Source organism: Paenibacillus sp. FSL k6-2145 (assembly GCF_037976585.1).
GTDB lineage: Bacteria > Bacillota > Bacilli > Paenibacillales > Paenibacillaceae > Paenibacillus.
The window spans coordinates 4,734,408-4,746,745 of sequence record NZ_CP150267.1 but is presented as its reverse complement, the minus strand read 5'-3'; the positions used below and the strand labels follow the sequence as shown (position 1 = coordinate 4,746,745).

The window sequence follows — 12,338 nt, the reverse complement described above, 5'->3', positions numbered from 1 at the left end:
AGTCCGAATTAACCCACAATGATTAGTTAAAGATAGTTGTGAATATCTCTTCGAGATTCTCCCACTCATTCCCTATCCAAATCATTTCTTCTATAAACCGAGACATTGTTTTATCTTGACTATACTTTTCATGTACCCACTTAAACTCTTTGTACCAAGTTAATTTAATCGATAGTACCAATTGTTCTATCGTAAGATTAGTATGAATTCTATAACCATCAATATATGCCCTAGTTGAATCTACATTTAATTTCCCGTCATCTAAAAGTGCACTTGAGAGTATTGCACGGGAAATGTCAAAATCTGAATATACGTAGTGTAGTCTATCAAAATCTAAAATATCTTCTAACCTATCTTCGTGAAATAATAAATTGTCGACATGCATATCCCAATGCGCCCATCCTTTAGCACAGTCATTAAATATATCCAAATCTAATTCTTTAAGAATAATTCTTTGATTCTCTATAGCTTCTATGTATCTTTGATTAGTCATTTTTTTCATTTCATTTAGATTTGTTTGTATCTTTTCAAACATCTTTGCCTTTGAAGGCAACTCCCACTGTAAGTATGGTAATTTCGGCATATGTGTTTTCATCCACATATGCATACGACCAGTAGCTTCACCAAGACTATACATCTGAAGACTATTTAATTGCCCCGCTTCTATTAAACTTCCTGTGCTAACACCAGAAATCATATAATCCTCGCCGGAAAATGTGGTATGAACACATTCACTGTTGAAACTATATACTGGCTGACAAGGAATTCCATCAAGATGCATAAGATGTTGATACTTCAGTGCTTCTCGAACCCCATCTAATCCGCGTCGATACCTTATCTTACAATATTGTTTAACAAAGATGGGCCCAATGTTAGTTGTCATAATCCACTTTAAATTACCATAACCCAAATAGTTTGATTCAACTGCATGTACAATCCATCCATATTTTGTTTCGATATCTTTTATAATTTCGTTTTGTACGGATTTAGTATTTATAACACTCATCATTTCACCATCTTTCGAATAAATTAATTCCTTATTCACGACTCGAGAATCTTAAGTGACCGAAGCGAACGGGTCGCCAGACTTATGCTCGCAGGGGTATCCGGCTGTTTTCACTTTCCTGCTAATCGCTTCTCGCGGATCGAGGAGCTGTCAAGCTCTGAAGCGTGAATATAATGTTAAATGAAATCAGTTGCTTCTAGCGTTAACTCAATCCTTCTCTTACAATTTGCAATAGTTCTTCTTTGTGGTCTGGGTGACATGCAATTAGATAAGGTTCTTCTTTCATTCCATTAAACTTATTTCCTTCAAAATCTATAACAAGCCCCCCTGCTTCCTTAACCATTAAGATACCTGAATACAAGTCATCACCCTCAGAATTGTACAGAACAATTCCATCAATATCTCCTTTGGCCAACATACACCATTGAAGCGTTGGAGCCCATAATCTTAACATTCGTTTAAATCTAATATCAATGTGTTGTCTTAGTTTTACTGCTTGTGGGTCGTTTTGTACTCTGTGACCTTGAATCCAACCTATATTTCCTTTGAAAATATTAGGGTTACTCTTAATTTGTATTTGTCGATTATTGCAGCTTGTCCCTTCACCAATAACAGATACAAATAAACGTTCTGTTAGAGGTTCATAGACCACTCCAATCACAGGCTCTCTTTTGTACATTAAGGTAATTGATATCGAAAAAACAGCTAAACCAATTGCAAAATTATTAGTTCCATCTAAAGGATCAATTAACCATAACCAATCGTGCTTAGTTCCAATAAGCCCTGCCTCTTCACTGTGTATCTGATGATTTGGAAATACGTCTTGTATTTGTTTGATGATGATTTCTTCACAGATATGATCTACTTCAGTAACCACATCCCCAAATTCATCTTTAGATCTCAGTTCAACAAAGTTATCAAATTTCTCTTTAGAGATTAGACCTGCTTCGCGAATAATTCTTATTGCTATCTCTTTTGCGGTTTGAATAATCTTACGATCCATTACGCACCTCATATTAATTTTGATTTTAACTGATTTCTTTTGAATTTCATGTGTTCGGATCATTCCAATTCCAATTTCTTCTGTTGAATTTACCTCTTTTAATTCACCTCTAACTTCTGCCGAATCGAGGGTAGCTTGATGCCTGAACATTGTGTTATGTGGAGTCAGTCACTACGTTGAATTACTCACAAATTGATTTTTGAAACCTTTCTTAAAATTATTCTTATAACTTCTTCTGTTTCTTTATTATCTGTGTCAATATGTTCTTGAAATTTAATATCTTTAAATGCAATTAGACCCGCGTTTGTTTGCTTCTGATACCAAAAATCAAATTTGTCTCCACGTTTTTCAATTCGTTTTTTGATCATCTCTTCAGATGCTAAGAGGCAAAAATGAAAAGTATCTCGATCGATACTTCTAAATCCATTTAATATGTAATTGAAATTTTCAGACTTATAAATGGTCATTGGAACAATAAGATGTTTCTTATACTTATTCATTAATTCTTTAGCTGTCTGTACTACAAGTATTCTCCATAGTTCCATATCCTGAAAGTCATCAGTTCGTTCTTCTTCAAAGTAGATGTCTTCTGTTATGATTTTTCTCAACATATATCCAATTTCTTCAGGATCATAAATCATACTATTAGGTATTAGAGGCTGCAGCTTTTGAGAAGTCGAGGTCTTACCGGATCCAAATGATCCATTAATCATAATAATCAAGTGATCACTCCTTCTGGTTTAGTTTTACATTGTGCACTTGACTGAGCTTGAACATGTGGTTAGGCGATGTCGTTGCCCTTCATGATTACCCTTACATACTCATCCCAATCCTTACCATCTGTATTGATTTCTATTGTTGGCACTCTTGAGATTTGAGCTTGATGTCTTAAAACATTTTGGATTTTTAATAATTCATTTACCGACGATCTTACATCTTCTTCTGTTTTATAGATCCATTCTTCGGGTTGTCTACTTTTAATTCTTTCTTCTACGACTTCGGGCGAGATTGTAAGCAAAATACACTTGGCACCTAAAGACTCAAGCTGTTCTTCTATTTTATTTATCTCATCCAAATCCGAATCTACAAATGCGGCTCTATGATTTAAATGAAACCTTTCCAGAACATAAAATAGTCCCCTAGATCCTCTAGATGCAGGACCAAGTTGAATTGCCCATTCGTTAAGTTTCTTTAGCATTTCAACCCGCTCTTTAAGTAACTCAATGTGTCCTTCTCGGGTCAGACTTACATATTCTCCATGTTTATTATTCAAAATTTGAGAATAATGTTCTCCAAGAATAACTACGCTCCGTTCTGAGGATTCTTCTTGTGATTGATAACGTTTAATTGCTTTTAATACTGAAGTCTTCCCGGCATTGGAGTATCCTTCAAGAATTATTCCTCTAATATGCATTTAAATCTCCTTCCACTAGCAATTATTTCGCTTAACGTTTCTATATTCATCGTTCAACGTAGTTGAATATATGATGAAGCGCTTTCACCCTGCAGACCAAGACTCCGCAGGAGCCGCAGCGTAAATATTATGTTATCTGATGCTGATACTTCTTTTAACTCCCCCATACATTCTTTAGTTTTTATCTTTCAAAAGATCTTCCCATTCTTCGATTGATAATTTATTGGCTATATTCTTTAAGTTTTCAGGGACACTTACAAAACACATAATTCTAAACTATTTCCATCTGGATCATTGAAGTAGACCGAAGCATTTCCCTGATTAGGCCTTACAAATGGATTTATTGAATCTCTTTTTCCAAATGGGACAGGCTCTATTTCAATAGTTTGAAGCCATTTCACACTGTCTTTAAGATCTTCATAACTCACTCGAAATGCTATATGCCTTAATGATGGATGATAAGAAGTGAGATACTCTTCGCCTTGCCATAGACCGACCCAACTCTTTTCTTTTTCAATCCAGAAGAAAGCTGTATCTTCATCTCTCCAGGCCAGCTCTAATCCTAATTTAGAATAAAATTCGATCGATTGATGTAAGTTACTTACTGGTAAATGTGCTTCATACAACCCAAGTATCATTTTTCTCCTTTCAATCTTGCCAGTGATGTCCCGACGGGCTTAGGGGCTGAATCGCTTCTCAGAGTGACTACGAGCGTCAATATGTTGTTAGCCAAATAAATTTCTGGAAGCAGCCATTGTGTTTAAGGCGTTCTCAAAATAGCTATATACTTCATCTGCGATTTCCAGAAACTCTTCAACAGATACATCGCTATCCAAGTAACAAGCATACAGATACTCAACTAAAGCGGAGTTAATCTCACAATAGTTTAATATGGCATTCTTCATCTTAATGATTTCATCTTCCCATACCCCTGTATCTTCTAAAACCAAAGAGTATAATGCACGAATTAATCTCTTAGAGTAACCTTTAATATATCTAGTTTTCATTGAGTGATCACTAACATTAGAAAGTGAACGATGTACACGATCTACTTCCTCCTTGGTATCTGTATTTAAGTCTAAAATGAACTCTGGAGAAATTATGATCGGGGGTACTTTTTCACCAATGTCCTCCCCATGTATGCAAACACAAATGATCTTAACCCAAAAACCCCAATCATTCGGTCTACTTAATACATCATCAATCGAGCAAATGATCGTATCCATCTTAGTGACGAATGGATATTCTTCCAAAAGCCTGTCTTTGATATTTGACAATCTCTCGTAATCAATATCTTGGGGATTTGCACATACAATAGTAAAGTCTGCATCTGACTTAAAAGGTTGAGCCGTTCCTTTGGGAATCGAGCCACACATATAAATGCTATGAATCTTATCTTTGAATTCGTTAAGAATATGATCCACATACTTATCAACCAAATCCTTATATTCACTTTGTATTGCAATTCTATTTATAACTTTTTCTAATATCATATAGACTCCTCCTAAAATAAGAACTTCTTTCGGCTAACGTTGTTGTATTCCTGACGTTCAAGCAGCTTACCGTAGGGAACGGGTCAATAGACTTAGCTGATTGAATGTGTCGCCTTAATCAACTTCTCCGATATCCTTCTTGGCGACCGAGGAGCAAGTGCGACGGTGTATGCATGTACTGTGAGATAAAGTAACCTTGAGTTACCCACAAAATCTTTCTAGACATACAGCAACACCGTTTTCATCATTATTAACGGTTATTTCATCAGCGATTTCCTTCAATTCCCTAATCGCATTTCCCATAGCAATAGAATATCCCGCCATCTTAAACAGGCCTACATCATTATGATCATCACCAAATACAATAACGGAATCCAATTCTACATTATATAATTCACAGAGTTTAGTAATTGCCATTTCCTTCGATGCCAGAAGAGGCATGATTTGTACTAGTTTATTATTATCCGTAATTAGTATATTCACTCTACCCTGGAATTTTTCAATCAATCCAGAATTGTGATTATTGCCAGTCAGAAGTATCTTCGTAGCATCATATTGCTTTAATTCTTTTAAGGGTTTTACTATGGGGTTTGATTGTGTGTTCATTGAGCTGATATAATCAAGTTCTCTTAAACTAAACCACTCATCCTTCACTTCCATAGTCAGCTCAATTTGAGGGTCACACTTCAAACAGTAATCAAGAATTTCTGTAGTTACATTAGCAGGGATTGATTCGTTAATTTCTATCTTGGTTTCCTTACATATCACTTGAGCTCCGTTGTAATATACAAAAGCCCCGATATCTACTAATCCTTGTGGAAGCAACCAATTAACCGCCCTGGGCGGTCGAGCTGTTGCAAATATTATTCTCATTCCTTTCTGATAACAAGATAAGACCGCATCTACGTTTCTCTTAGATACTTCTTTTTTTGAATTTAATAATGTTCCGTCCAAGTCAAGAACTACAGTTGAATACTTCAATGAATCAACTCCCAATACAAACTTCTTCGTTATTTTATCTACCGTTGTTGTATTTACGAACCAGAGAGACTTAAAGGAGCGACTGGGTCGAAGACTTATCCTCACAGGAGTTGTCTGCTGGATACTACTTACTCGAAATCCCGCTGACAGACCAAGGGGCTAGCCCCGCAGCGTGAATACGCTGTTGGCAAGATTTCAGGTGTTCTTCGGGCTACTTTCAATGTGCTTGGTTCATTAAGATTAAGATATATTCTTCATCTTTAAGCCTTGTCACCTTACAGTTCTCATTGCATTCAAATTCTACTATTCTCTCTTCAATTGTTTTATTAGTACTATCTTTAAATATGTCCTCTCTATCATAGTGAGGAAAAATAAGCTTGTCGGTTACACCTAATGCCTTAAAATCCGTTAAATCCATTTTGTTCATCTGTGGAGTAAAGAAATCCACAATGTTGATATTCGGCCCCAGTAATAATGTTCCTGCACTTACTCCAACTATAATTACATTCTGTGCGGCCAGTGTTTTAATAATTTCATCAGCACCACTTTTCTTCGCGTAATACAATAATGTAAATGGATTTCCACCATTAATATATATAACGTCTCTATGTAAGAGAATTTGCGGGTCATCAAATTCAATATCTACAAAATTGATATGCTGAAATCCCATGTCCTTAAACTCTTGCATTGCTCTTTGTGCATATCTATTAGTTTCTTTTCTAGGGGATGCTGTTGTAATAATTGAGACTTTTAATTGAGAAATATCTCCATCAATAAAATCCAGAAATTGACTTTTAATATCTTCAGTATAAAAACCACAAGAGGTTAGTAACAAGCTACTCATTGAAATCCCCGTTTCTTTATTCATGAACCCCAAAGGGGTTGTCTGCCGAAATTGCCTCATCGGAACCCTTCCAGCAGACCACGGCTCCAACGGAGCCACAGCTTGAATATTTTGTTATGTGAAGTTCCCTCTTCTCGAAAAGCTATCAATTTCTTTATAATCGATTTTCTAAGTCATTTATTGTATTTAACCAGATCGGGTATTCTTCTGATTCTTCCCACAGCTCTTTTAGTTCTGAATCTTTCTTAATTTTCTTAACTGCTCGTTTAGCTTTTGAAATGAGTTTTTTTCCTTTACCTTTATGTTTATCAATCCAGTCATATAGATCCTCTGTATTACTTTGATTATTCAAAATTTCTGTCCCAGGATTACCTTGTAATGCTACAAGGATCTCAATTGCGCCTAAAGCATTGGAAGCTAAATCTGACTCAATATAATCTTCTTCTAATACTTCTTCAATCGTCTCTTCAATTAATTCGATGTCATCAGAATCAAGTAAATCTGCCTTCCAATCTAATACATCATCGTTCTCGAAAATTCCAGTTCCCCATGCTCCCATCAATTAACCTCCAAAAAGTGTCATTATGTTTTAAAGCTCTTAGGGACATAACGTTCCTGTATTCATGAACCCCGTAGGGGGTGTCTGCCGAACGAAATCCTTGCAGACCAAAACTCCGTGAGGAGCCGCTACTTGAATATGATGTTATAGGATGTCAGTGTATTCTTCCATAACACTTACACAAATATTCCACTTCCCATGATGTTAAATATATTTTTTCAATTCAAGTAAATCATCAATAATATAATCCGCTTGTTTAAGCTCCCATTCTTGGGCAAAGTCAAATCGACAACCAAAAGCCTTCAATCCATTGTTTTTTGCTGCATTGAAATCAGAGATCCTGTCACCAACTACAGCAGCGTTGTTGATGTGATATTTCATAAGGATATATCTAACTAAGTCATCCTTATTCTGAGTCTCTATTTGTTGGATGCTAAAGGTTTCTGTCACCCAATTATTTAACTTGTAACAGTTAACGATAGCATTGAGGTATTCGATTAGTCCATTACTTGCAATAAAAATTAAGCAGTCTTTCTGTTTTAAAAAATCAAAAACTTCTTTGACATGCGGATAAAGCGCACCTTTGCCATAATTAATATTTGCAATTAGCTTCTCTAGGAAGATCTCGTCCACAATTCGTCTGATTTCGTTTGAATGGTTCGGTAGTAGCGTTTCCCAAACTACTGGTAGAGGAACTCCCATAATTTCACGATATTTTTGAGTTGGAGTTTCACTCGACCATTCGTTACGAGACCTCAAGACAGAAAACGTTTCTTCTAACGATAACTCTAAGATTTTGTTTGTTTGAAATAGTGTACCATCCATATCGAAAATAACCGCTTCCAGCATGATTTCACTCCTATTCAGAGTTTGAAAAATTTATTTTGTATTTTTATACGCTGATTTCCTATAACGTCACTGTATCCACGACGCCCCACCGACTTAAGCCACGTTAGGGAGCGACCGCGATGCGGTTAGTCCGTGCGGATGTGTCCGCCTGATTCCACTTCCCTGCCAATTCCCTTCGGGCTGACCGAGGGAGCGCCAGAATCCAAAGCTTGGATATAATGTTATCTGACGTAAACCTCTACAGTGAATTAGCTATAATCTTCTTTGTTAGGTTAAACTCATGACGGCATTCATAGTAATAACTTTTGAGTTTATATCCCCCAGCTTTAAATACAGGCTTATGTTGATACCACACTATAATTAGCGTTCCTTCAAAAAGGATTCTACGAAGGATATAAACTATTCTGTTAAAGAGAACGTTCCTATTTTGAGCAAATTTATGAAGAGTTTCGGATTGAAACTGAACATGTTTCTCCTCATCACTTAAAATCTGATTACATAAATCTATTAATACTTCTGACTTTGTAGATTTTTGCAAAGCTTTATAGTACAACTTAGCAATGATCTCAGCAGTTAATAGAACAATGACTGATTGTTCTAGACTCGCATATTGACGTAATCTTCTAAATACATTGTCCACCCAATGTCTACGGAGGAGTGGGATTCCCTGTAACTTCATAAATCTGCCTAGATCTCTAGCGTGCCTCTGTTCTTCTTTAATGAATTCTATAAGCGCTTCATAGTAATCCTGATCTAGTGTCTGATGTACATATTCTTGCGCACGTTTAATTAGATGTTTACCTTCAGAGTTTTCTCCTAATTGAAACTGTTGAATTGACTTAATGATTATTTCTCTTTCATTAGTTGTTAATTTATAGTTGTCATCCCAATGAATATATTTGAGGTTTTGATTATTTCTTCGATAATATTGAACCCATGCCGAGAAAGTGATATTCATTATTTGCTCCTAAAATGTAATAGTTTTATGTCAGATAACGTTGCGCATTTCTGACGTCCAAACGGCTCAAGGACCGGAGGTCCGGGTGGCTTTGCCACTTAGCCGGTTGGATGTGTCGCCTGATTCCACTTCTCCGAAATCCCTCTTGAAGACCGAGGAACGTCAGCGACGAAGCAAAATGCATTGTTATACGCTGCCCCTTCTTCTTCGATTCCACATCCTTATATGTCTTGTGTGTTTTATGTATTTAATATGTCTTTACGTGTTTTGTCTCTTGGTTCTATCTTTTGCTCCTATCAAATCCGTTTCCGCATAGGAAAGATCCCCTCATTTACTCTCGTACGCCTTCAGCAGTATCAACTTTGGTTTGTTTAGTAACTTCATCCAATGAATGCTAGCCTTATAAGAGGCTCGTGTTCCTCGGACCGGAGATTTGCCGATGGCTTATTTCAGATTCCTGCTCACGTTGGACACCCCTGCCTTAAGCTATGGCTTACTTCTAACCTCACCATTCGAGACCTAATCCTTGATATAGAATACATGCTGAACGCACAATCAAAATTTAAGAGGATTGTTGTCCTCCCTTTAATTCGCAATAGACACATATGTATTAATGACATGCACAATACCAAAAAGTACTGTTGGTATAATAGCCAGATAATTTTGAAGCCAAATCTCAGCTAATATAAAATATACTACCGGGAGAACGGCCATCCCCAAAAAAACAATCGAGTTTGCGTTGCCTGTAAAATACAATATCCATAGCCCATAATAAAAAATCAACATTATTGCCATACCAATTATATAAGGACATCGCATTTCAGATGCTTGTTTTCTTACAACAAATATCAGAAGAAAGAAAAATATCGCCTGACTTCCGTGCTCCAAAACATCTAAAATCAAATGGCTATTTGCATTGTTTCCTGATATATCTGACGCAGGAATAAAAAAATAAAATACATTTGGTATCATTGGCAATAAAAAGATTATCAGACCCTTCCATGAAAAGCCAAAATGATAATTCATTTGATCCTCTCTTTCGCATAATAGAAATATTCTATAGTTTGCACTTTATTATGAATCCGCTTCTCTGGTATTTCTCTTGATGACCAAGGAGCATAACTAACGATGTGGAAATTTATTGTTATATGGTACACCTTCTAATATTCCGTTCATCTTGGTTTTCAACTGCTACGTGTAAATGTATTCTTTCACCTATATTTATTATTTGTTATTAATTGGTTGCATGGTTTAACATTCTTAAGGGGTTGCGTATAACGTTACTGTATCCACGACGTCCCACCGATTTAAGCCCCGTCAGGGGCGGATGTGTCCTCTGAATCTGCTTCCCTTGACAATCCGCTTCTTGCGGACCCAGGAGCTGTAAGGTTCCGATGCGTGGATATGATGTTAGATGGTGGTCACGACTTCTTGAATTACTATAGAGGCAAGTTGTTTATCATTTTCTTTAGCTTCTGTTTCTCCGAATAAAAATTTTTCTGAGAACTAGAAAGACAATCCCACATTTGCTTCACTTTATAATCTGCTAATTCAAGAAGTTGGTCTTTATCCTTATTTTTCTTAATAGTCAATTTAAAATGGGACTTTATATGATTTATTTTGTACTTTTCCAACCTCCAAATTAATGTTGAAAGCTGTTTTGGAGTAAAGGCTCCATTATCTTTTAAGTATTTAATAAAGCTTTCAATCTCAAATTCATTATCAACTTTTGAGAGACTTACTAAGGAATTAATTACACTTTTTACTTTTGCTTCGGTTACTAGCTTGTTTTTATCTTTATTCACTTTCTTTTTTGCTTTCTCAGAGGATAGTAGCACCCCTTTATTATCAAGCACTCCAATCTCAAATCTATTGATACATTCTGACCCTATTTGAAGTGTATTTGAATTAATTATATTTACAATTTCAAATTGATATCTAATGTGTGGATGATCACATAATTCACACGTTTCTTCTGCAATTTCAACATCATACATATCACCTTCGTAAACCCATTCTTTTAAAGCCTTTAGCACATCAATTTGTTCTTCACTTACAGGGAGGATATTATTTTTCACTCTTTCCAGCCAAGTTGAATTCATTTAATCACCTCCTTTAAAAATGTTCTTCGTGGCTTTCATCTAACGTTTCTGTATTCACGACTCGACGCATGTCGAGTGTCCGGCAAATGCCGGACCAAGGACGTATGTCCGCAGCGTGAATATTATGTTATAGGATGTCGGTGCTTTAAAGGTTTATAATCTATTCAATTGATCCCTTTTATGCTTTTTCTAATCTCTTCATCAGTAATCAATTTATTAATACTTCCGTCTTGATTTCTTATTAATAATTTATGCTTCCCATAAGGATCAACTTCAATTGTTTCATCAGTCTTTGAAAATGGAATACAATATGATAATCCTAACAATTCAATCAATGACCAGAAATCTCAAGAAATTTCCCTTTCAACCAAAAAGAACCCTGTGCCATATCCTCAAAACCATTTTGTATATTAGTGGATGATAATTCACTTAACTACGTGATAACATTTCTATTCTCATCATAAAAATTTTCTATAAGAACTTGAATTTTACCTTCTACTAATTTTCCTTCTTTTATCAATTGGTCAATCTTGTCTTTTCCGTTCTCCGAAAAAATTGGTGTGTAAACAATCTCATCATCTTTGGGAGTAAAGATACTTATAATTACAAGAATCTTCATTATTCTTCCTTCTTCATCTAACTCTGTTGACGGTCTTAAATTGTACAATTGTATATCCTTCCCAAACATCTTCGAACTTGCTTCTGCATATTCCATGGCTGGCTTTGTATAGTCCGTTGCAGAAAAGAATGCTCCACCTGTTACTTCATTTAGATCCACTAAAGCTCCGCTTAACTTTTGAATATCTCCTCTCCCTACTTTTGCTCCCTTCACAGTATAATCCTTCGCCTCGCCCATTCTTTTTTTGGCTTCCTCTTCTAGCATCACATCTATTTGATATAATGTGTCGCTAAACTCTCCTCTAAGTTTTTCATCATGCGTCACCTTGCTATCTTTGTGTAGCAATTTCATAACAGCGGCTGAAATTTTCTCATATGCTTCTCCACTTTTTTTAGGCTTGAATCCAAAAAGCTCTTCAAATAAAATATCAATTTTTGAAGTCATTTTCTTCCCTCCAATAATTATTTAATACTCTTCTATACCTTTAATTGATAGTTCTTACCGATTTCC

General features: G+C 35.8%; 13 protein-coding genes and 1 pseudogene. All 14 read right to left on the bottom strand.

The window, feature by feature from the left end:
- Nucleotides 1-22: 22 nt before the first annotated feature.
- A complete protein-coding gene (locus NZ043_RS21185; RefSeq protein ID WP_339309163.1) occupies nt 23-1,045 on the bottom strand; it encodes a phosphotransferase in 1,023 nt (340 codons plus the stop codon).
- Nucleotides 1,046-1,208: 163 nt separating this feature from the next.
- Nucleotides 1,209-2,009, bottom strand: coding sequence for an inositol monophosphatase (locus tag NZ043_RS21180; RefSeq protein ID WP_339309162.1), 801 nt, complete (start codon nt 2,007-2,009; stop codon nt 1,209-1,211).
- Nucleotides 2,010-2,194: 185 nt separating this feature from the next.
- Complete coding sequence (locus NZ043_RS21175; protein WP_339312815.1) at nt 2,195-2,722, bottom strand: AAA family ATPase; 528 nt, start codon at nt 2,720-2,722, stop codon at nt 2,195-2,197.
- Nucleotides 2,723-2,790: 68 nt separating this feature from the next.
- Entirely contained in the window at nt 2,791-3,423 is a 633-nt protein-coding gene (locus NZ043_RS21170) for a hypothetical protein (protein WP_339309161.1), read from the bottom strand.
- A 174-nt stretch (nt 3,424-3,597) separates the two neighbouring features.
- Nucleotides 3,598-4,061: pseudogene (locus tag NZ043_RS21165) on the bottom strand (VOC family protein).
- Nucleotides 4,062-4,148: 87 nt separating this feature from the next.
- Nucleotides 4,149-4,916 carry a nucleotidyltransferase domain-containing protein gene (locus NZ043_RS21160; RefSeq protein WP_339309160.1) on the bottom strand — a complete coding sequence of 256 codons (768 nt, stop codon included), beginning with the start codon at nt 4,914-4,916 and terminating at the stop codon, nt 4,149-4,151.
- 201 nt (nt 4,917-5,117) lie between these two features.
- Complete coding sequence (locus tag NZ043_RS21155) at nt 5,118-5,897, bottom strand: Cof-type HAD-IIB family hydrolase (protein ID WP_339309159.1); 780 nt, start codon at nt 5,895-5,897, stop codon at nt 5,118-5,120.
- 217 nt (nt 5,898-6,114) lie between these two features.
- Nucleotides 6,115-6,765: a Type 1 glutamine amidotransferase-like domain-containing protein gene (locus NZ043_RS21150; protein WP_339309158.1), complete on the bottom strand. Its 651-nt coding sequence runs from the start codon at nt 6,763-6,765 to the stop codon at nt 6,115-6,117.
- Between the two features lie 130 nt (nt 6,766-6,895).
- Complete coding sequence (locus NZ043_RS21145; RefSeq protein ID WP_133384370.1) at nt 6,896-7,300, bottom strand: DUF4259 domain-containing protein; 405 nt, start codon at nt 7,298-7,300, stop codon at nt 6,896-6,898.
- 204 nt (nt 7,301-7,504) lie between these two features.
- Nucleotides 7,505-8,149: an HAD hydrolase-like protein gene (locus tag NZ043_RS21140; RefSeq protein ID WP_339309157.1), complete on the bottom strand. Its 645-nt coding sequence runs from the start codon at nt 8,147-8,149 to the stop codon at nt 7,505-7,507.
- Nucleotides 8,150-8,387: 238 nt separating this feature from the next.
- Complete coding sequence (locus tag NZ043_RS21135; protein WP_339309156.1) at nt 8,388-9,107, bottom strand: ferritin-like domain-containing protein; 720 nt, start codon at nt 9,105-9,107, stop codon at nt 8,388-8,390.
- Nucleotides 9,108-9,692: 585 nt separating this feature from the next.
- Nucleotides 9,693-10,133: a hypothetical protein gene (locus tag NZ043_RS21130; RefSeq protein ID WP_339309155.1), complete on the bottom strand. Its 441-nt coding sequence runs from the start codon at nt 10,131-10,133 to the stop codon at nt 9,693-9,695.
- Nucleotides 10,134-10,546: 413 nt separating this feature from the next.
- Nucleotides 10,547-11,209 carry a hypothetical protein gene (locus NZ043_RS21125; RefSeq protein ID WP_133384366.1) on the bottom strand — a complete coding sequence of 221 codons (663 nt, stop codon included), beginning with the start codon at nt 11,207-11,209 and terminating at the stop codon, nt 10,547-10,549.
- A 433-nt stretch (nt 11,210-11,642) separates the two neighbouring features.
- Complete coding sequence (locus NZ043_RS21120) at nt 11,643-12,272, bottom strand: restriction endonuclease (RefSeq protein ID WP_339309154.1); 630 nt, start codon at nt 12,270-12,272, stop codon at nt 11,643-11,645.
- Nucleotides 12,273-12,338: the final 66 nt, after the last annotated feature.

Excerpts from the sequence above, each read along its gene's own strand:
- NZ043_RS21180 (WP_339309162.1), bottom strand. The coding sequence starts at position 2,009 with ATGGATCGTAAGATTATTCAAACCGCAAAAGAGATAGCAATAAGAATT.
- NZ043_RS21175 (WP_339312815.1), bottom strand. The coding sequence starts at position 2,722 with ATGATTAATGGATCATTTGGATCCGGTAAGACCTCGACTTCTCAAAAG.
- NZ043_RS21170 (WP_339309161.1), bottom strand. The coding sequence starts at position 3,423 with ATGCATATTAGAGGAATAATTCTTGAAGGATACTCCAATGCCGGGAAG.
- NZ043_RS21160 (WP_339309160.1), bottom strand. The coding sequence starts at position 4,916 with ATGATATTAGAAAAAGTTATAAATAGAATTGCAATACAAAGTGAATAT.
- NZ043_RS21150 (WP_339309158.1), bottom strand. The coding sequence starts at position 6,765 with ATGAATAAAGAAACGGGGATTTCAATGAGTAGCTTGTTACTAACCTCT.
- NZ043_RS21145 (WP_133384370.1), bottom strand. The coding sequence starts at position 7,300 with ATGGGAGCATGGGGAACTGGAATTTTCGAGAACGATGATGTATTAGAT.
- NZ043_RS21140 (WP_339309157.1), bottom strand. The coding sequence starts at position 8,149 with ATGCTGGAAGCGGTTATTTTCGATATGGATGGTACACTATTTCAAACA.
- NZ043_RS21135 (WP_339309156.1), bottom strand. The coding sequence starts at position 9,107 with ATGAATATCACTTTCTCGGCATGGGTTCAATATTATCGAAGAAATAAT.
- NZ043_RS21130 (WP_339309155.1), bottom strand. The coding sequence starts at position 10,133 with ATGAATTATCATTTTGGCTTTTCATGGAAGGGTCTGATAATCTTTTTA.
- NZ043_RS21125 (WP_133384366.1), bottom strand. The coding sequence starts at position 11,209 with ATGAATTCAACTTGGCTGGAAAGAGTGAAAAATAATATCCTCCCTGTA.
- NZ043_RS21120 (WP_339309154.1), bottom strand. The coding sequence starts at position 12,272 with ATGACTTCAAAAATTGATATTTTATTTGAAGAGCTTTTTGGATTCAAG.